Source organism: Enterobacter sp. AN-K1, from assembly GCF_020971765.1.
Lineage (GTDB): Bacteria > Pseudomonadota > Gammaproteobacteria > Enterobacterales > Enterobacteriaceae > Enterobacter > Enterobacter hormaechei_C.
This window is the reverse complement of record NZ_CP087390.1, coordinates 1,100,916-1,120,615: the sequence shown is the minus strand read 5'-3', so window position 1 is coordinate 1,120,615 and position 19,700 is coordinate 1,100,916. Positions and strand designations below refer to the sequence as shown.

The following is a 19,700-nucleotide window of genomic DNA, read 5'->3' as shown; positions in this document are numbered from 1 at the left end:
TTACTCTCCTCGCCCGGCGGTGTGGCCTGGCTGCAATAATGGCATGACGTGCTGGCGGTAAAGCGCCGCCGCAGCGAGATCCTGCTGGATAATGCTTTGTGCTGATTCGCTGAAGCGCAGCGCGGCCGTACGCAGATCCAGGCGGTTGGCGCTATCAATACCCGCCAGCACCTCAGGTTCGACAATGGCTTCCCCGTGCAGCGCGCCTAAAATCGCGCCACTCATCACCCCGATAGAGTCGGTATCACGGCCTGAATTGATGGCGTCTTCCACCGCGCCGCGAAACTCGCCTTCGCGCAGCAGGCAGAAGGCCAGCGCCATTGGCAGTTCCTCAATCGACATCAGGCGCGAGGGCTGGTAGGCCATGGTCGGGACGCCCGCTTTTTCCGGGCCGTGCATCAGGTCATCTCCCATCGGTGAGAAGGGCAAAAGCGCATCGTGCAGAGCGTCAACGACCTGTTGATAATCCCATGCGGTTCCACGGTAGCGATGCGCGACCTCAAGCGTTGCCGCGATGGCCTGGCGGGTGCCGTCTTTAGCCAGTTTCAATGCGATGTTGGTGATAGCCTCAATGGTGATGCCAGGAATAAATGCCGCTGCAACGCAGGCGGCGAAGACCCCGGCGGCCTCCAGCCCATAGCTCTGCTGATGCCCCTGGGTGAAATTAATGGCTTCCTGGTAAGCTGCCTCAGGGTTGCAGGCATTAATAGCTCCGATGGGGGCGGCATACATGGCTGCGCCGCAGTTCACCATATTGCCCACGCCGCCCTGGCGCGGATCGCAGGCGGCCAGTTGCAGACGATGGAAGATCCATTTTTCCGGATAAAACAGGCGCTCAATAACCAGCGCTTCCCGATCCAGTTCCGGCACCCAGCGCGGTTCCCAGGCAATCTTCCGCACAAAAGACTCCCCCATATCCCACGCATCAACGTGACGGCCCAGCTCGCTGTAAACCTCCATCAGGCAGAGCGTCATCAGCGTATCGTCGGTGATGATACCGTTGCCGCGTACGCGGTTGTTGCGCCGTGCGGACGGCTCGTCCATCCGGTGCCAGCGCTGGTGGATGGAGGTGACGCGGCCATATTTCTCCGCGATTTGCCGGGCGGAGAGTTTCTCAACCGGTCCGCCTAAGGCATCACCGAACGCCACGCCATACAGCATGCCCAGAATGCGGGACGTGAACGATAAATCAGCGGCTTGAGTAACGGTCATTTTAATTTTTCCTCTGCATATTCGGTCATGGCGTTTCCACCTGCGGCTTTCCAGGCGCTGACATACTGATCCCACTGATCAAATGACGCTTTGCCAGAGACAAACTGGTACGCCCACTGGTTATAAATACTGCTGGTTGAGTCGATGGCGGCGGCAAACGACGCCGGGAAGATAAAGGCGTTATCCGCCGTAAAATAACGTTGTGAATTGTCGATATAGCGCAGCATCGCAGGCGTCCGCCACTCCACCGGCGGCTTCCAGTTGGCGGCCTGGATAAACCGCGGATACCAGGCATTAATTTTTGGCGTCACGTTTATCGTGTTGCCCTTACGAACGTAGTGCGTGTTCTCGAAGCCCATCTGCTCCATCATTTGCCCTTCCGGGCTTGCCAGAAAATCGAGCAGGATCATCACTTCCTTTTTATGTTTCGAGAGCGAGGACATGGCAAAGCCGCGCGTTTCCATGGAAACATCTGTCGCCGCCAGCCCTTTACCTGCCGGGCCTTCGGGTGGGTCGAGCAGGGTGAGGGTGGCGTCAGGATGGATCTGGCGCATCTTTTCCTGGTACACGCCGACGTTGCCCGGCGATGAGACGGATACCACGCCAACCTTGCCGGTATAAAACTCATCCTCTTTTAGCTCCCAGTTGGTGGTGATGTACTGGGAGGAGAGCAATCCTTTCTGATACAGCGAATGGTAGAACTCCAGCTTGCTCCGCTCCTGCGGGCTTATCTGGGCGTTGATCAGCTTGCCCTGATCGTCCTTGAGCCAGGTGGCGTGAATGCCAAACGCCGGGTTCATAAAACCGTCGAGATCGCGCAGGTCTTTCTCGGAGGTGATCCCCCAGCTATCCGTCTTACCGTCGCCGTTGTAGTCACCGGCGTGGATCGCATTGAACAGCGTGACGTACTCCGCCAGCGTTTTGGGTGATGCGCTGAATCCGCTCTTCTGTAACCAGTCCTCACGGATCACCGGCTGGCGCGCGCGCAGGGGAAAGACATACAGCAGGGTCGGATGGTTTTGCAGGCGAAGCTGGTTGTGCGGCCACAACGCCTCTTTCAGATAGCGGGTTTGCGCAATCCACGGACGCCAGTCTTCAAGAATGCCCTGTTCGACCATCTTCTGGTCGCTGCCGTTGAAATAGATCAGATCAGGGATGGTGCCGGAGAGCAGCATCACGTTCAGCACGTCGGAGTAGCCGGAAGACGACAGGTTGACGATCTCAATGTGGATATCGTGTCCCTGGCGTGCCAGCGCCTGCTCGATTCGCTGAATATGCGCGACATCTTCGCGGTTGGTGGTCAGCAGATCTTTTTCCACAATCCGGATAGTGACCGGCTCGGCCCAGGCGGCCTGGCATAACAGCAGGCCGCAGGCGATTGCTGTGAATAATTTCATCGTCATCGCTCCTGTTAACCCTTCACCGCGCCGGACATGGTCCCTTTGGTGAAGAAGCGCAAAATAATCGGGTAGATGGCAATCAGCGGGGCGATGGTTAAGGTGATCATCCCGGCTTTCAGCGCCTTGATGCTGATCTGGCTGGCATCGGTGTAGTTCGACATGCTTTCGACGCCTACCATCGCCAGCTTATCGCCCTCGACGACAAACTGACGCAGCACCACCTGCAACGGCCATTTGTCCGGGTCGTTGAGGTACACCATGGCGCGGAAAAACTCGTTCCAGTGCAGCACCATGTAAAATAACGTGATCATGGCAATGGACGATTTGGCGACCGGCATAATGACGTACCACAGCGTCTGGAACGGGTTCGCGCCATCGAGTTCGGCGGCTTCCAGCAGCTCCTCCGGAATCTCTTCGAACAGGCGAACCAGAATAATCAGGTACCAGGCGAAGACGGCGCGATACAGGATGACGGACCAGTAGCTGTTCAGTAGCCCCAGCTTTTTCATCACCAGAAAATCGGGGATGATGCCCGGCTCAAAGACGATGGTGAACAGGACAAACATAAACAGCCAGCGGCGTCCCGGCAGGCGTTTTTGCGCCAGCGCCCAGGCCAGCAGCACGGTGAAAACCACGTTGATGATGGTGCCCACCACGGTAATCAGCATCGCATTGCCAAACCCGCGCAGCACGGCTTCGTTGGTCAGCAGCAGCTTCCAGACGTCCAGCGAAAAGCCCTGCGGAATAATCTCCAGGCCGCTCATGCCAGGCACGTTTGCCGGGCTGGAGAAAGATATCGCCACCAGGTTGAGGATCGGTTGTAGCGTCACGACAACCAGCAGCATCAGTACCGAGAGAATGAGCACGTATTCGATGCGCTCAAAAGGGGTGCTTCGTGATGAGATGCGCATTACCAGACTCCTTTACCCGTCAGGCGTTTTGAAACGTTATGTGCCAGCACGATAAGGACCATGCCGATCACGCCTTTGAATAACCCTGCGGCGGTCGCCAGCGAGAACTCCCCGGTGCGCAGGCCCATGCGGTAGACGTAGGTGTCGATGATGTCTATCTGACCGTTCACCACGTCGTTGGTCATGTTGAAGACCTGATCAAAACCCTGGCTCAGGAACAGCCCGACGTTGAGGATAAACAGCGTGGCGATGGTCGGGGTGATAGCGGGCAGGGTGATGTGCCAGATTTTGCGCCAGCGCCCGGCACCATCCATTTCTGCCGCTTCATACAGCTGTGGATCGATGGCGAGGATCGCCGCGATGTAAAGTAATGAGTCCCAGCCCGCGCTGCGCCACATTTCAGTGAACACCAGTACCCAGCGGATAGAGCCGCTGTCGGTCATAAAGGGGATCGGATCGTAGCCCATCGATTTAATGATGTCGTTAACCGCGCCATCAACCGGCGAGAGCGTGGCAATCGCGATGCTGGCGATCACTACCCAGGAGAGATAGTGCGGCAGATAAATCACCGACTGGACAAATTTACGGTAACCGGATGAGCGCACTTCATTGAGCAAGAGCGCCACGATAATGGGAACCGGAAAAATAAAAATCAGCTTCATTGCGCCGATAATCACGGTGTTCTGTATCACCTGCCAGAAAACAGGGGATGACATCAGCGTGGCAAAATACTGCATCCCGACCCAGATATTCGGCGGGATAATACGGTACTGCTCAAACGCAATTTTGGTTTCCCAAATGGGTAAATAGTGCCAGATAAAAAAATAGATAACCCCAGGCAGGGCCATCACGTAGAACGGCCACCACCGGCGTAACGTCTGGCGGCAACGTGCCATGCGGGATAGTGTTTGCTGGTGAGGCATGTTATTTACCTGCGGTATCGCGCCGCCGGGTTTAGATTCTGTCAGGGCTTTCATCGGACATACTCCCATTACTGAAATGGTTGTCGTGAATATAATCTGTGTATGCAGAAATATGCGTGCGTTAAATTTTCTCGGTGAGAATGTTTTTATCGTTATATTGCGCGAGGCGGGTCAGGACATCTTTATATTCAGGCATATTTGATGCGCCTTCTTTTTCGACGGCCAAAGACGCGAAAGCACAGGCAAATTTTGCTGCCTGAATAATGGATTCCCCTTTCGCCATCGCGGCGGCGAATGCGCCGTTGAAGGCATCGCCAGCACCGGTGGTATCCACACATACGGCTTTCAGCGCCGGGATATGAATAAATTGCTCACCGTCATAAATAAGCGCGCCTTTCGCTCCCATGGTGATGATGACGTGACCTACCCCTTTCGCTTTAATGGCTCTGGCGGCTTCCTTCGCGCTGGCAAGGTCTACGATATGAATGCCGGACAGCAATGAGGCCTCAGTCTCGTTTGGGGTCAGAAAGTCCACGTTCTTCAGGCAGCTAACCACATCAGATGACCAGGGGGCAGGGTTCAAAACCACCTTAATCCCGTTACGGCGGGCAATTTCAATGGCCCGAAAGGTAGCGGGTAGATTATTTTCCAGCTGGGTTAAAAAAATATCTGCGTTTTTCACTTCAGGGGTAATTGCTTCAACTTCATCGGCTGTAATGGACCGGTTGGCCCCAGGGCTGATGGCAATCATATTTTCACCATCGCTTTGACAAACATAAATAAGCGCGGTGCCGGTTTTCTGATCCTTATCCTGATAAAGCGTGAAGCTGTCGATAGCAGAAGATGAAAGATGTTCAAAGGCCATCTGACTAAACTGATCGTTACCCACCTTACCGACAAAATGGGTTTTAACATTGCATTTGCTTACGGCCAGCGCCTGATTTGCGCCTTTGCCGCCGGGTCCAATAATCGTATTTTCGGAGAAAATAGATTCTCCGCTTTGCGGAAAACGATCGACATTAGCAATAATATCAACGTTGAATGAACCCAGAATACAGACTTTACCTTTCATCTTTCGCCCTTTATGTCGGGATTTGATCGTTTTTCTTGACTGCGCGGAGTCAAAAAAATGAATGATATTGCTATCTAAATTATTGACTGATTGGGTATGAAAAATACGGCGTTTGATAATTGCCCCACCGTGGCATCGCTCAATGCCGCCTTCCTGCGCTAATAAGTTCAGGTCGCTGCGAATCGTTTCCCTGGTGACGTTAAATACTTTCGCAAGCTGATTCACCGTCGCCCGTTCGTACCTGTTAAGCCAGGTCAAAATTGCATAATGCCGTTCTTTATTGAGCATAAGGTCACCTCTGTAGTTATATTATTGTTTCCTTGTTGTTAATGTTTTGGTGTTGTTCACAGATCGTTCGACAAAACAAAAGGAAACGGAAATAAATGAGGTGATAAATATTTAATATCAATGGTTTATGTTGATTGCGGGAAAGGGGGTGGGCTTTGATATGCAGTGCGGGGATTTCAACGATGGCACGGGCCATGACGCAACGTTAGATTTTTCTCGGGCGCTTTAGCACGCAGAACATTGGTGTAGGTCTGGGGGGCTGTGGCTGATCCGGCATGAACCGGAATACCTGAACGTATAGCGATAATCGCCGGACTAAGTCGAATGGCTCGGAGAACGACAGACACAAAAAAGCCCGCAGGGCTTGCGCCGTGCGGGCTTTCAGGACTTCATCGGATGACTCTGGTAATCACCGATGGAGAATTTTGGTGGAGCTGGCGGGAGTTGAACCCGCGTCCGAAATTTCTACATCCTCGGTACTACATGCTTAGTTTGTCTTTACATTCGCACGCCAGCTGCGGACAAACACGCCACTGACGAACTAGCCTGATTAGTTTTAACGCTTCAACCCCAGGCAGGGTTTCCACGCGATCTCTTTTGGGTTTGACCTCTCTTTGATCCCCGTCTTAAGAGCGGAAGCTAGGGAGAGAGGGCTCTTAGCAGGTTATTAAGCTGCTAAAGCGTAGTTTTCGTCGTTTGCGACTATTTTTTTGCGGCTTTTAACGAGGCAAACCGCCCCTCGGCATGCACCTTGGGTTTCGCAAATCCCGTCGAATCCAGAATCAGCCCCAATAGTGTTGAACTCAGTATACCAGATTTTACTTCTTCGACACCAGCCCGAAACGCTAACTTATTGAATAGTACAATAAGTGCGCAGAATCAACGTCCTGCGTTTTTCATGATACGTGCTTTGTCGAGCTGCCACTCGCGTGCTTTCAGGTCAGTACGTTTGTCGTGCTGTTTCTTACCTTTCGCCACGCCGATTTTCACTTTGCACCAGGCATTTTTCCAGTACAAAGAGAGCGCCACCACGGTGAAGCCTTCGCGGTTGATGCGTCCGTAGAGGGATTCCAGTTCGCGCTTGTTCAGCAGCAGCTTACGGGTGCGGGTAGGATCGCAGACGTAATGTGAAGAGGCGACGGTCAGCGGCGTAAAGTTCGCGCCGAACAGGAAGGCCTCACCGTCTTTCAGGATCACGTAGCTGTCGCCGATATTGGCTTTCCCGGCACGCAGCGATTTTACTTCCCAGCCCTGCAACGCAAGGCCGGCCTCGAATTCTTCTTCGATGAAATACTCGTGGCGAGCACGCTTGTTAAGCGCAATGGTCGCCGAACCAGGTTTATGTGCTTTTTTCTTCGTCATAAGTGTCGTAAAGCCGTCGGTAATCTGATTTTAAAAAGTCACCTCATTGCGTCCTGTGAGGTCTAACGCGCTATCTTAGCACGAGATAAGGCTTAGCGTTTTTTTAACAGGTGATAAATGTTATTATTTGTCTGTTGTGTGACCATGGAAAATGCTATGCCTCAGATTAGCCGTACCGCGCTTGTTCCCTACAGCGCGGAACAAATGTATCAGTTAGTGAACGACGTTCAGTCGTATCCGGAATTTATTCCGGGATGCACCGGTAGCCGGGTGCTGGAATCCGGCCCGACGCAGATGACTGCGGCCGTGGATGTCTCCAAAGCGGGGATCAGCAAAACGTTCACCACGCGCAATACCCTGACGAGCAATCAGAGTATTTTGATGCATCTGGTGGATGGTCCGTTTAAAAAACTGATGGGGGGGTGGAAGTTTACGCCGCTGAGCGCTGACGCCTGCCGCATTGAGTTTCATCTGGATTTTGAATTTACCAATAAGCTGATCGAACTGGCGTTTGGCCGTATCTTTAAAGAGCTGGCCTCGAATATGGTTCAGGCGTTCACCACGCGCGCCAAAGAGGTTTACAGTGTCGCATAAGATTGCTGTTGAGGTAGTGTATGCGCTGCCAGAGAAGCAGTATTTGCAGCGCGTAATGCTTGAAGAGGGCGCCACCGTTGAGGCGGCTATCCGGGCCTCCGGCATCCTTGAACTTCGCCGTGATATTGACCTGGCGAAGAATAAAGTCGGCATTTATAGCCGTCCGGTTAAGCTTGCTGATGCGCTGAAGGATGGCGATCGGGTTGAGATTTATCGCCCGCTGATTGCTGATCCGAAAGAGCTGCGCCGTCAGCGAGCGGAGAAATCGGGTAAGTAGCGCTTTCTCCCCCGGTGGCGCTTCGCTTACCGGGGCTACGATTCTGCGTAAGAATTCAGATACAAAAAAGGTGCTCAATGAGCACCTTTTTGCGTTGCTGACGCCTGATTATTTGGTCAGGGCAGGCTTGTTGTCGATGTTGGTCAGCACGCCGGCACTGCTGAAGGTCAGCGTCAGGGTTTGCTGGGTCACATCTTCATGACCAGGCTGCTGGCGGAATACATAGAACCAGGTGTTTGTGCCGAACGGATCGGACATCATCGGGGTTCCCAGGGCATAAGCGACCTGCTGTTGTGTCATACCCACGCGGATTTTGGACACATCGTTAGGGGTAAGGTAGTTCCCCTGGTTGATGTCAGGACGGTAAACCACTTTCTCCAGAGTGGAACAGCCTGCGGTCAACATCAGAAGAACCGCTGCGGCAGCGGTCAGCGTTTTACAGCGCATAGTGATTTGATTCCTTTTCGGGCCCGAGCAGTACGCGGCTCATATGTAATATGCCGATGATAATAGACCTTGCCCCACTTTGAAACCGGTCTGGCGGCGTTTTTGTTGTTCTGTATGACCCTGAGATCCCGAAAAAGTTTATGCCGCCAGCAGTTCTTTCGCATTCGCAAGCGTATTGCGGGTGACTTCACTGCCGCCGAGCAGGCGTGCCAGCTCCTGCAAGCGTGAGCGTTTATCCAGCGGCTTCATGTGCGTTTCCGTCATTTCGCCATCGGTTTCCTTGCTGACGATAAAGTGGTGATGACCACAACCGGCGACCTGCGGCAGGTGAGTCACACACATGACCTGCGTCGATTCACCTAACTGACGCAGCAGTTTGCCGACAACGGCCGCGGTCGGGCCGCTGATCCCCACATCCACTTCATCGAAAATCAACGCCGGGGTTTCCATTTTACGGGCGGTAATCACCTGAATGGCCAGGGCGATACGCGACAGTTCACCGCCGGAAGCCACTTTCGAAATCGCCTGCAAAGGCTGGCCCGGGTTGGTGGTGACGCGGAATTCTACGCGGTCTGCGCCTTCCGCCGTCAGGTGATTCTCTTCAAAGCGAACATCTATGGTGAACACCCCATGCGGCATCGCCAGCGTATGCATGCTGTCGGTAATGTGCTGGCTAAGCTCCAGCGCATAGTGTTGCCGCACGTCATGCAGCCGTTTCGCCGTTTCCAGCGCCTGCTGATGATGCAGATTAACCGCCAGAGACAAGGTTTCAAGGGAATCGGCCTGATCGTCCAGCTGCTGCTGTTCCTCCAGCAGAGACTGATAGTAATTCGGCAGCTCTTCCGGGGTTACGTGATGCTTACGCGCCAGTGAAATCTGACGGGAGATGCGTTGCTCAAGTTCGAACAGACGGTTCGGGTCGAGATCCAGACGTTCACAGTAGTGGCGCAGTTCATCCCCGGCTTCTGAAATCTGAATCGCGGCTTCTTCCAGCATTTCCAGTACGCCAGAAAGCTTATTGTCCATGCCGGTCAGTTCGGTCACAAGCTGACGCACGTTATACAGCTGGCTCTGCAAATTCACGTCTTCGCCATCCGCCAGCATGTTAAGGGCAGTCTGGCTGGTGGAAAGCAGCTGACCGCTGTTGGCCAGACGCTTGTACTCTTCGTCGATTTGCTCAAATTCACCCGCCTGCGGGTTAAATTCGTTCAGCTCTTTCAGCTGATATTCCAGCAGCTCGGCGCGTGCGGTACGCTCCTGGCTTTGCTGCTGATGCTGCGCAAGTTCGCGGCAGCTTTGATGCCACTGACGATAGTGCTCCGCCATGAGTTGAGTAAGCGCGTACTCACCTGCGTAGCCATCAAGCAGGGCTTTCTGTTGTTCGGGTTTGATTAACTGCTGGTGCGCATGCTGACCATGGATCTGGATGAGCAGCTGGCCCAGCTCGCGAAGCTGGGAAAGGGGAACCGCTGTACCATTGATAAAACCGCGGGAGCGGCCATCGCTGCTGATGACGCGGCGAAGTAAACACTCACGTCCGTCTTCGAGCTGGTTCGCTTCCAGCCAGCGCAGGGCGGCAGGTGTGTCTTTCAACGAGAAGCGGGCGCAGAGATCGGCACGGGCGGCGCCTGTGCGCACCATATCCCCCTCAGCACGACCGCCGAGGCACAAGCCGAGGGCATCAATGGCAATGGATTTACCTGCACCGGTTTCACCGGTAATCGCCGTCATTCCGCTATGGAAGTCGATCTCAAGCTCACGAACAATGGCAAAGTTGCTGATGGTCAGTTGTGCCAGCATAATTGTTTTCCTGTATGAAAAACCATAACTGTGTTTGTATACAGTATAAACTGGTTTTATATACAGTAAAGTGCTGGATGCAAAATCAGAACAATTTTTTTGACCAGCCGAGCTTGGAGCTTAATGTGTTGAAATAGCTGTAATCTTTCGGGTGAATCAGGTTCAGATGGTAATCGCAGCGGCGAATGAGGACATCTTCACCTTCCTGAATGGGGAGCGCAATCTGGCTGTCGCAGCTGATCTCCAGGTCGTTACGGCGATGGGAAAAACGCAGGCGGATGGTACTGTCGCCGTTGATCACCAGCGGACGCGCCGAGAGCGTATGCGGGAACATCGGCACCAGAGTAATGGCATCCAGCGATGGCGTCAGGATTGGGCCTCCGGCTGAAAGCGAGTAGGCAGTTGACCCCGTCGGGGTTGAAATAATCAGCCCGTCAGAACGCTGCGAGAAAGCGAATATTTCGTCGATATAGACTTCGAACTCGATCATGTGCGCCACTTTACCGGGATGGAGAACCACCTCGTTAATGGCGGTGCTGATGCGCTTCTGGCAGTCTTGCTGACACACCTGGGCTTCCAGTAAAAACCGTTTTTCACTGATATAGTGGCCTTCCAGCACGTCCGCCAGCTGCTGCTGCGCATTGTCCGGGTCGAGGTCGGTCAGGAAACCGAGATTGCCACGGTTAATACCAATAACCTTAATATCATAGCGAGCCAGCGTTCGCGCCGCGCCCAGCATATTGCCGTCGCCACCGACCACCACGGCGAGATCCGTCTGCTGGCCAATTTCCGCCAGCGTGCCGGTTCTGACGCTTTTAAGCTGCAACTCCTGGGCGATCTGCTGCTCGACCATCACTTCATAGCCTTTACCACACAGCCAGCGATACAACATTTCATGTGTCGTCAATGCGGTAGGGTGACGCGGATGGCCGACGATCCCAATACACCTGAAATGATTATTCATTTTCTGGAGGTCCTTGTGCCTGATGAATGATGACAATCTGCCTTGTTCCCTTGAATCCAGGAAACTGATCCCCATAATAAGCGAAGTTAGCGAGATGAATGCAGAAAAACGCGGAGAAATTCATGAGTAGTAAAGAACAGAAAACGCCTGAGGGGCAAGCCCCTGAAGAAATTATCACGGAACAGCACGATGAAGTTGAGGCAGTAGAGCCAGACACGTCTGCTGAGCAGGTGGACCCGCGCGATGAAAAAATTGCCAACCTGGAAGCTCAGTTGGTAGAAGCGCAGAATCGCGAACGCGATGGCGTACTGCGTATCAAAGCGGAAATGGAAAACCTGCGCCGTCGTACCGAGCTGGACGTTGAAAAGGCGCACAAATTTGCGCTGGAGAAATTCGTCAACGAACTGCTTCCGGTGATCGACAGCCTGGATCGCGCGCTGGAAGTGGCGGATAAAGCTAACCCGGATAACGCGGCGATGATTGAAGGCATTGAGCTGACGCTGAAATCCATGCTGGATGTGGTGCGTAAGTTCGGTGTTGAAGTGATTGCCGATACGGATGTACCGCTGGATCCAAACGTTCACCAGGCCATTGCGATGGTGGAATCCGAAGACGTTGCCGCGGGTAACGTGCTGGGCGTGATGCAGAAAGGGTATACCCTGAACGGTCGTACTATTCGCGCTGCGATGGTGACCGTGGCGAAAGCGAAAGCATAACGTGCTGCCTGTAGTGCCGGGTGGCGGCGTTCGCCTTACCCGGCCTACATTTTATTCGGCGATACTTTCTCGTAAAGGTTTAACGGGCAGGACCTTCACCTGCTTAATCATGTTGTCCTGAACGTCCAGAATATCAATATCATACTGTTCAATGCGCACGCGCGTGCCTGCCGCCGGGATCTCTTCCAGCGCTTCCAGGATCATACCGTTCATCGTCCGCGCTTCGTCTTCCGGCAAATGCCAGTTGAACGCTTTATTGATTTCACGAATGTTGGCGCTGCCGTCGATAAGCACTGACCCGTCGTTTTGCGGGGTGACTTCTTCCGCAAGGGAAGGCGACATTGACGTGGTAAAGTCCCCGACAATCTCTTCCAGAATATCTTCGACCGTCACCAGCCCCTGTATGTCGCCGTATTCATCCACCACCAGGCCGACTTTCTTCTTGTTTCGCTGGAACTTCACCAGTTGCGTGCTGAGTGGGGTGCCTTCCGGCACGTAGTAAATTTCGTCGGCGGCGCGCAGCATCACCTCTTTGGTGAACTCGTTTTTCTCAGTCATCAGACGATAGGCCTCGCGCACGCGCAGCATGCTGATGGCATCGTCGAGGGAATCGCGATAGAGGACGATACGCCCGTGCGGGGAGTGCGTCAGCTGGCGGACAATGGCCTTCCAGTCGTCGTTGATATCAATCCCGACGATTTCATTGCGCGGCACCATGATGTCGTCAACGCTGACCTTTTCCAGATCCAGCACCGACAGGAGCATGTCCTGATTGCGGCGGGAGATCTGCGAGCGGGATTCATTCACGATGGTACGCAGTTCGTCTTTGCTGAGCGCGCTACTGATGGTGACGTCTGCCTTTATACCGACCATGCGCATCAGCACCCGTGTCACCATATTCAGCAGCCAGACCAGCGGCATCATCAGAATAAGCAGCGGTGCTAACAGGAAGCTGCTCGGGTAGGCGACTTTTTCCGGGTAAAGGGCGGCGATGGTTTTGGGCAGCACTTCCGCAAACACCAGCACCACAAACGTGAGCACACCTGTGGCAATCGCCACGCCTGCGTTGCCGTACAGACGCATCCCGACGATGGTGCCCAGTGCAGAGGCGAGAATATTGACCAGGTTGTTACCGATAAGCACCAGGCTAATCAGCCGGTCCGGCTTACGCAGAAGCTTTTCGACACGACGCGCGGCACGGTTACCCTGCTTGGCGCGATGACGTAACCGGTAGCGGTTCAGCGTCATCATGCCGGTTTCAGAGCCAGAGAAATAAGCGGAGATGACCACCATGATGACCAGAATGACGATCAGCGTGGTGGTAGAGATGTGTTCCAGGGGGAACTCCTTTTGTTACTTAGCCAGCAAATTGCTGTATGAAGCGGCTACCAAAATAGGCAAGCGTGAGAATGCCCGCACCCGCTACGTTGAACCAGACCACGCGACGACCGCGCCAGCCTTCATGATAATGGCCCCATAACAGGACAATATAGACAAACCACGCGATGATGGAGAGGACCGCTTTATCGATATTCTCCACGCTGAACAGGTTCTTCATATAAAACAAGCCCGTGCACAGCGTCAGCGTCAGCAGAACCACACCGACCTGGGTGATGTGGAACATCTTACGCTCAATCACCATCAGCGGCGGCATTTCGTGGTTAAACGCCAGCTTTTTATTTTTCAGCTGGTAGTCAATCCAGGCGAGTTGCATGGCGTAAAGGGCGGCGATGATCAGCGTCGCGTAGGAGAACAGCGACAGGCCAATATGCACCAGCATCCCCGGCGTGGCTTCCAGGTGAGTAATAAACTCATTGGGCATGAACGTGGCTAACGCCAGGTTGATCAGCGCAAAGGCGTAGACTATCGGCAGCAGCAGCCAGCCACGGTTTTTAGACGCGACAATGGTCATGACCGTACAGATCATCAGGCTGACCAGCGAGCCGACGTTCAGTACGCTCAGATTTTGCACGCTGCCGTCGCCGGGAATGATGCGTGATTCCAGCGCAAACGCGTGGCTAATCAGTGCGATCACTGCCGAAAGAATAGCCATGCGCCGCCAGCCGCTGTTTTTTTGCAGCAGGCCAGGAATGATCAGCGCGAGGCTGACAGAGTAGGCAACAAGGGCGATCAGTGCGAAAACAGGCATATAGGCGTCGACAGTTGTCTTAATAAGAAAGAGAAGCAGTATAACGTTACGTGACGCCTGCTCCAACCGTTGCATAACAACAAAGGCGCCTTCATGTTATACTCCGGCAAAATTCTGTGTATGTGTCGCCCAGGCGACCTAACGTTTCTACCCCAGGCGAGAGACAATGTTTGATAATTTAACCGATCGTTTGTCGCGCACGCTGCGCAACATCAGCGGCCGTGGACGCCTCACCGAAGAGAACATCAAGGAAACGCTGCGCGAAGTGCGCATGGCGCTGCTGGAAGCAGACGTCGCGTTGCCGGTCGTACGAGATTTTATCAACCGCGTGAAAGAGAAAGCGGTTGGCCATGAAGTGAACAAGAGCCTGACTCCGGGTCAGGAGTTCGTCAAAATCGTCCGTAACGAACTGGTTTCGGCGATGGGTGAAGAGAACCAGGTGCTTAACCTGGCGGCTCAGCCGCCGGCCGTCGTACTGATGGCGGGTCTGCAAGGTGCGGGTAAAACCACCAGCGTTGGTAAGCTGGGGAAATTCCTGCGCGAAAAGCACAAGAAAAAGGTGCTGGTGGTGTCGGCGGACGTGTATCGCCCAGCGGCGATCAAACAGCTGGAAACGCTGGCCGAGCAGGTTGGCGTAGACTTCTTCCCGTCCGACGTGGCGCAGAAGCCTGTCGATATCGTTAACGCGGCGCTGAAAGAGGCGAAGCTGAAATTCTACGACGTGCTGCTGGTGGATACCGCCGGTCGTCTGCACGTTGACGAAGCGATGATGGACGAAATCAAGCAGGTGCATGCCTCTATCAATCCGGTAGAGACCCTGTTTGTTGTTGACGCCATGACCGGTCAGGATGCGGCGAACACCGCAAAAGCGTTTAACGAAGCCCTGCCGTTAACCGGCGTGGTGCTGACCAAAGTCGACGGCGATGCCCGCGGCGGTGCGGCGCTCTCTATTCGTCATATCACCGGTAAGCCAATCAAGTTCCTCGGCGTGGGCGAGAAAACCGAAGCGCTGGAGCCGTTCCATCCGGATCGTATTGCCTCCCGTATCCTCGGCATGGGCGACGTGCTGTCGCTGATCGAAGATATTGAAAGCAAGGTTGACCGCGCGCAGGCGGAAAAACTCGCCAGCAAGCTGAAAAAGGGCGACGGTTTCGATCTGACCGACTTCCTTGAGCAACTGCGTCAGATGAAAAACATGGGCGGCATGGCAAGCCTGATGGGCAAACTGCCAGGCATGGGCCAGATCCCGGACAACGTCAAATCCCAGATGGATGACAAAGTGCTGGTGCGTATGGAGGCCATCATCAACTCGATGACGCTGAAAGAGCGCGCGAAGCCAGAAATCATCAAAGGTTCCCGTAAACGCCGTATCGCAGCCGGTTGCGGCATGCAGGTGCAGGACGTTAACCGCCTTCTGAAACAGTTCGACGACATGCAGCGCATGATGAAGAAAATGAAGAAAGGCGGCATGGCGAAGATGATGCGCGGCATGAAAGGCATGATGCCTCCCGGTTTTCCTGGGCGTTAATCGCTTTTGAGATTGCTTTTTGCCCGAAAATGAGTAAAATTTTCGGGCTTTTAATATGACACCCGGGCTCCGTTCCTCGATGGGGCCCGGTTGTTTTATTCACACAAGAGGATGTTATGGTAACTATTCGTTTAGCTCGTCACGGCGCTAAAAAGCGTCCGTTCTACCAGGTTGTTGTGACTGACAGCCGTAATGCACGCAACGGTCGCTTCATCGAGCGCGTTGGTTTCTTCAACCCACTGGCCGCTGGCGCAGAAGAAGAAACCCGTCTGGATCTGGATCGTATCGCTCACTGGGTTGGCCAGGGCGCTACTGTTTCCGATCGCGTTGCTACGCTGATCAAAGCAGCAAACAAAGCAGCTTAATCTGTCACGGTGGTCATGATGAGCAATAAAGCACCTGTTGAACCGATCGTATTGGGAAAAATGGGTTCTTGCTACGGTATCCGTGGTTGGCTCAGAGTGTTTTCCTCCACTGAAGACGCTGATAGCATTTTTAATTACCAGCCCTGGTTTATCCAGAAAGCCGGTAAGTGGGAAGAGGTCGAGCTGGAAAGCTGGCGTCACCACAATCAGGACATCATCATCAAGCTGAAAGGCATTGACGATCGTGATGCCGCGAATGCGCTGACTAATTGTGAAATTGTCGTGGATTCGTCGCAGTTGCCACAGCTGGAAGAGGGTGACTACTACTGGAAAGACCTTATGGGTTGCCAGGTAGTGACCACTGAAGGCTACAGCCTGGGGAAAGTCATCGACATGATGGAAACCGGGTCAAATGACGTTCTCGTCATTAAGGCAAACCTGAAAGATGCATTTGGCATCAAGGAGCGGTTGGTTCCGTTCCTCGATGGACAGGTTATCAAGAAAGTCGATCTCACTACTCAAACCATTGAAGTAGATTGGGATCCTGGTTTTTAAATTCTCCGGATAAACGGTAAAAGACGGCGCTATGTGGATTGGCATAATTAGCCTGTTTCCTGAAATGTTCCGCGCGATTACCGATTACGGGGTAACTGGCCGGGCAGTAAAGAATGGCCTGCTGAGCATCCAGAGCTGGAGTCCTCGTGACTTCACGCACGACCGGCACCGTACCGTGGACGATCGTCCTTACGGCGGCGGACCGGGGATGTTGATGATGGTGCAACCCTTACGGGACGCCATTCACACAGCAAAAGCCGCGGCAGGTGAAGGCGCGAAGGTGATTTATCTTTCACCTCAGGGACGCAAGCTTGATCAAGCGGGCGTGAGCGAACTGGCGACGAATCAAAAGCTGATTCTGGTCTGTGGTCGCTACGAAGGGATAGATGAGCGTGTAATTCAAACCGAGATTGACGAAGAATGGTCTATCGGCGATTACGTTCTCAGCGGTGGTGAGTTACCAGCAATGACGCTGATTGACTCCGTTGCCCGGTTCATTCCGGGTGTACTGGGCCATGAAGCTTCGGCAACGGAAGATTCGTTTGCCGATGGATTGCTGGACTGTCCACACTATACTCGTCCTGAAGTGTTAGAAGGGATGGAAGTCCCGGCAGTATTACTGTCTGGAAACCATGCCGAGATACGTCGCTGGCGTTTGAAGCAGTCGCTGGGCCGAACCTGGCTTAGAAGACCTGAACTTCTGGAAAACCTGGCTCTGACTGAAGAGCAAGCAAAGTTGCTGGCCGAGTTCAAAACTGAACACGCGCACCAGTAGCATGAACATGATGGGAATGCGTAATACGCACCCGAATATCAGTTTACCCAGGATAAGAGATTAAATTATGAGCAACATTATTAAGCAACTTGAACAAGAGCAGATGAAGCAGGACGTACCTTCCTTCCGTCCAGGTGACACCGTGGAAGTGAAAGTATGGGTTGTTGAAGGTTCCAAAAAACGTCTGCAGGCATTCGAGGGCGTGGTTATCGCTATTCGTAACCGCGGTCTGCACTCTGCATTCACTGTTCGTAAAATTTCCAACGGCGAAGGCGTTGAGCGTGTCTTCCAGACTCACTCTCCGGTAGTTGACAGCATTGCTGTTAAACGTCGTGGTGCTGTACGTAAAGCTAAACTGTACTACCTGCGTGAGCGTACTGGTAAGTCTGCTCGTATTAAAGAGCGTCTGAACTAAGATTCGCTTAAGCGACATCCTGTTAGAAAGGGCTGGCCGAAAGGCTGGCCCTTTTTTTATCCCATCGCACCTCTCGCGTTAACCCTTCCGTCATAAATCATTTACAATGTTCGCCTCTTGGGTGGAGGGTAAGTGGATAACGTACTGCATCAGCGTAACTGGAAACGCGCAGCGGCATTGACCGCGCTGTTTGCGATCCTGCTGATCGTCGTGGCGCCGCTGATCTCCGTCTCGCTGCAAAAAGATCCCATGAGCGCCATGCCGGGTATGCACCATGACATGAGCATGATGTCGATGGACGAGCATCATGGTGATATGCCGCATTCTATGCCAGTTGACCATGCGGAAGCATGCGGCTACTGCGTGCTGTTAGCGCATGTGCCGGGCGTGATGCTGGCGCTTATCGTTCTGCTCAGCGTGGTGTTGCAGCGGCTGCGCGTGAAACCGCCTCGTCAGGCGGTCAGCCACTGGCACTTTTTCCCCTGGCTTTACCCCGATACCCGCGCGCCGCCGCGTCGGTCTGCCTTCTCCCTTTAAAACAAAATCACTCACTTTTTGCCTTAAAAAGGAAAAGTATGACTACCTGCACTCCGCGCGCGGCATGGGGAAACCTGCTGCGTCGCCTCCATTTCTATATCGGGCTGTTTGTCGGTCCGTTCATCTTCTTCGCAGCGCTGACCGGAACGCTGTATGTCGCCACGCCGCAGCTTGAAAAGGCGCTGTACCATCATGCACTCCACACGGATGCCGTGGGTGAGGCGCAGCCTCTTGCTGAACAAATTGCCGTGGCGGAAAAGGCCGTGGGTTCAGCGCTGCGTTTACATGCTGTACGTCCGGGGCTGGAAGAGGGCGAAACGACCCGCGTGATGTTTGCCGACCCGGCGCTGGGTCCCTCCGAGCATCGGGCTATTTTTATTGATCCCACCAGCCTTGAGATTCGAGGGGATATGACCGTGTACGGCACCAGCGGGATTTTACCGCTGCGTCAGACTATCGATTATCTGCATACCTCGCTGATGCTGGGCGACATCGGGCGCCTCTATAGCGAGTTAGCCGCCTCGTGGATGTGGGTTGCTGCCCTGGGCGGGATCGCGCTGTGGTTCTACACCCGACCTAAGCGCCGTATTAACAATCGTTTCCAGAATCGTCGCCGCCTGCATGTGATCTTAGGCTGGACGTTACTGGCGGGAATGCTGCTGTTCTCAGTCACCGGGTTAACCTGGTCACAATGGGCCGGTGGCAACGTCGATAAGCTGCGTGCAGAGATGAACTGGCTGACGCCGCAGGTAAACACCACCCTTTCCGGTGCGCCGGAAATGAGGGATGAACACGCCGAACATCGTGGTCATCACGGGGGAATGACGATGCCTGAAATGCCAGTCAAACTGTCGCTTTTTGACAACGTATTGCAGGTCGCCCGCCAGTCAGGGATTGATGCGAACAACGTTGAGATCCGTCCGGCAAGCAGGGCCGACCAGGCCTGGACGGTGACGGAAATGGATCGCCGCTGGCCAACGCAGGTTGATGCCGTTGCCGTGGATCCCCACTCACTGAAGGTACTGGACAGCACTCGCTTCGGGGATTTCCCGCTGATGGCTAAACTCACCCGCTGGGGCGTGGATTTCCATATGGGGATCCTGTTTGGTCTGGCAAATCAGCTGCTGCTCATCGCGTTTGGCGTTGCGCTGTGTGTGTTGATTATCTGGGGATACCGGATGTGGTGGATGCGTCGCCCTGCAACGTCAGCCGCGAACCCGGTACAGACGCTCTGCCAAAGCTGGCTGGCATTGCCGCTGTGGGGAAGGGGAGTGTCGTTCCTGATAAGCCTCCTGCTGGGGCTGGCGTTGCCGGTAATGGGCGTCAGTCTGGCGGTCTTTATTGTGATTGACTGGCTGCGCTGGCGAGCGGTTTCAGGCGTGTCGCTCGCCGGAACATCCGTTAAATAGC

General features: G+C 54.0%; 21 protein-coding genes and 1 other RNA gene. 10 read left to right on the top strand and 12 right to left on the bottom strand.

Going from position 1 to position 19,700, the window contains the following annotated elements; all coding sequences use genetic code 11:
* From LOC22_RS05420 to smpB, 7 genes are all read right to left on the bottom strand, one after another.
* Positions 1-1,212 (bottom strand): ADP-ribosylglycohydrolase family protein, encoded by a 1,212-nt coding sequence (locus LOC22_RS05420; protein WP_033487530.1) that lies wholly within the window; start codon positions 1,210-1,212, stop codon positions 1-3.
* Positions 1,209-2,609 (bottom strand): extracellular solute-binding protein, encoded by a 1,401-nt coding sequence (locus LOC22_RS05415; RefSeq protein WP_040118006.1) that lies wholly within the window; start codon positions 2,607-2,609, stop codon positions 1,209-1,211. The genes LOC22_RS05420 and LOC22_RS05415 overlap by 4 nt, the downstream gene beginning before the upstream one ends.
* 14 nt (positions 2,610-2,623) lie before the next feature.
* Positions 2,624-3,523, bottom strand: coding sequence for a carbohydrate ABC transporter permease (locus LOC22_RS05410; RefSeq protein ID WP_017692842.1), 900 nt, complete (start codon positions 3,521-3,523; stop codon positions 2,624-2,626).
* Positions 3,523-4,446 (bottom strand): ABC transporter permease, encoded by a 924-nt coding sequence (locus LOC22_RS05405; protein ID WP_223230137.1) that lies wholly within the window; start codon positions 4,444-4,446, stop codon positions 3,523-3,525. The genes LOC22_RS05410 and LOC22_RS05405 overlap by 1 nt, the downstream gene beginning before the upstream one ends.
* A 121-nt stretch (positions 4,447-4,567) precedes the next feature.
* Complete coding sequence (gene rbsK, locus LOC22_RS05400; protein WP_032649197.1) at positions 4,568-5,806, bottom strand: ribokinase; 1,239 nt, start codon at positions 5,804-5,806, stop codon at positions 4,568-4,570.
* Positions 5,807-6,232: 426 nt separating this feature from the next.
* Positions 6,233-6,596: a transfer-messenger RNA gene (gene ssrA, locus LOC22_RS05395) on the bottom strand.
* Between the two features lie 89 nt (positions 6,597-6,685).
* The gene (gene smpB / locus LOC22_RS05390) at positions 6,686-7,168 is read right to left on the bottom strand and encodes an SsrA-binding protein SmpB (protein ID WP_003863115.1); all 483 of its coding nucleotides are present in this window, start codon (positions 7,166-7,168) and stop codon (positions 6,686-6,688) included.
* Between the two features lie 156 nt (positions 7,169-7,324).
* Between smpB and LOC22_RS05385 the strand changes: the two genes are divergently transcribed.
* Both LOC22_RS05385 and LOC22_RS05380 read left to right on the top strand, forming a co-directional pair.
* Entirely contained in the window at positions 7,325-7,762 is a 438-nt protein-coding gene (locus LOC22_RS05385) for a type II toxin-antitoxin system RatA family toxin (protein ID WP_003863117.1), read from the top strand.
* Positions 7,752-8,039 carry an RnfH family protein gene (locus LOC22_RS05380; RefSeq protein ID WP_017383006.1) on the top strand — a complete coding sequence of 96 codons (288 nt, stop codon included), beginning with the start codon at positions 7,752-7,754 and terminating at the stop codon, positions 8,037-8,039. The genes LOC22_RS05385 and LOC22_RS05380 overlap by 11 nt, the downstream gene beginning before the upstream one ends.
* A 108-nt stretch (positions 8,040-8,147) precedes the next feature.
* Here LOC22_RS05380 and bamE read toward each other — a convergent pair whose 3' ends face one another.
* The 3 genes from bamE to nadK form a co-directional block, all read right to left on the bottom strand.
* Positions 8,148-8,486, bottom strand: a complete 339-nt coding sequence (bamE, locus tag LOC22_RS05375) for an outer membrane protein assembly factor BamE (protein WP_003863121.1) — start codon at positions 8,484-8,486, stop codon at positions 8,148-8,150.
* Between the two features lie 138 nt (positions 8,487-8,624).
* Positions 8,625-10,286, bottom strand: coding sequence for a DNA repair protein RecN (gene recN, locus LOC22_RS05370; protein WP_015571579.1), 1,662 nt, complete (start codon positions 10,284-10,286; stop codon positions 8,625-8,627).
* Positions 10,287-10,371: 85 nt separating this feature from the next.
* Positions 10,372-11,250, bottom strand: a complete 879-nt coding sequence (nadK, locus tag LOC22_RS05365; protein WP_230239411.1) for an NAD(+) kinase — start codon at positions 11,248-11,250, stop codon at positions 10,372-10,374.
* 122 nt (positions 11,251-11,372) lie between these two features.
* On the opposite strand from nadK, the gene grpE reads away from it, so the two are divergent.
* Entirely contained in the window at positions 11,373-11,966 is a 594-nt protein-coding gene (grpE, locus tag LOC22_RS05360; RefSeq protein WP_003863126.1) for a nucleotide exchange factor GrpE, read from the top strand.
* A 51-nt stretch (positions 11,967-12,017) separates the two neighbouring features.
* Here the strand turns inward: grpE and LOC22_RS05355 are convergent, their stop codons facing one another.
* The gene (locus LOC22_RS05355; protein WP_026094274.1) at positions 12,018-13,304 is read right to left on the bottom strand and encodes an HlyC/CorC family transporter; all 1,287 of its coding nucleotides are present in this window, start codon (positions 13,302-13,304) and stop codon (positions 12,018-12,020) included.
* A gap of 19 nt (positions 13,305-13,323) precedes the next feature.
* Positions 13,324-14,115 (bottom strand): inner membrane protein YpjD, encoded by a 792-nt coding sequence (locus LOC22_RS05350; RefSeq protein ID WP_014832951.1) that lies wholly within the window; start codon positions 14,113-14,115, stop codon positions 13,324-13,326.
* 166 nt (positions 14,116-14,281) lie between these two features.
* Between LOC22_RS05350 and ffh the strand changes: the two genes are divergently transcribed.
* From ffh to LOC22_RS05315, 7 genes are all read left to right on the top strand, one after another.
* Positions 14,282-15,643, top strand: coding sequence for a signal recognition particle protein (gene ffh / locus LOC22_RS05345; protein WP_003863132.1), 1,362 nt, complete (start codon positions 14,282-14,284; stop codon positions 15,641-15,643).
* 116 nt (positions 15,644-15,759) lie between these two features.
* Positions 15,760-16,008 carry a 30S ribosomal protein S16 gene (rpsP, locus tag LOC22_RS05340; RefSeq protein ID WP_003863133.1) on the top strand — a complete coding sequence of 83 codons (249 nt, stop codon included), beginning with the start codon at positions 15,760-15,762 and terminating at the stop codon, positions 16,006-16,008.
* Positions 16,009-16,023: 15 nt separating this feature from the next.
* Positions 16,024-16,563: a ribosome maturation factor RimM gene (gene rimM, locus LOC22_RS05335; RefSeq protein WP_015571575.1), complete on the top strand. Its 540-nt coding sequence runs from the start codon at positions 16,024-16,026 to the stop codon at positions 16,561-16,563.
* 31 nt (positions 16,564-16,594) lie between these two features.
* Positions 16,595-17,338, top strand: coding sequence for a tRNA (guanosine(37)-N1)-methyltransferase TrmD (gene trmD, locus LOC22_RS05330; RefSeq protein WP_062938601.1), 744 nt, complete (start codon positions 16,595-16,597; stop codon positions 17,336-17,338).
* A gap of 67 nt (positions 17,339-17,405) precedes the next feature.
* A complete protein-coding gene (gene rplS, locus LOC22_RS05325) occupies positions 17,406-17,753 on the top strand; it encodes a 50S ribosomal protein L19 (protein WP_002914145.1) in 348 nt (115 codons plus the stop codon).
* Positions 17,754-17,885: 132 nt separating this feature from the next.
* Positions 17,886-18,290 (top strand): DUF2946 domain-containing protein, encoded by a 405-nt coding sequence (locus LOC22_RS05320; RefSeq protein WP_023304265.1) that lies wholly within the window; start codon positions 17,886-17,888, stop codon positions 18,288-18,290.
* 38 nt (positions 18,291-18,328) lie between these two features.
* Positions 18,329-19,699, top strand: coding sequence for a PepSY-associated TM helix domain-containing protein (locus tag LOC22_RS05315; protein WP_230239410.1), 1,371 nt, complete (start codon positions 18,329-18,331; stop codon positions 19,697-19,699).
* Position 19,700: the final 1 nt, after the last annotated feature.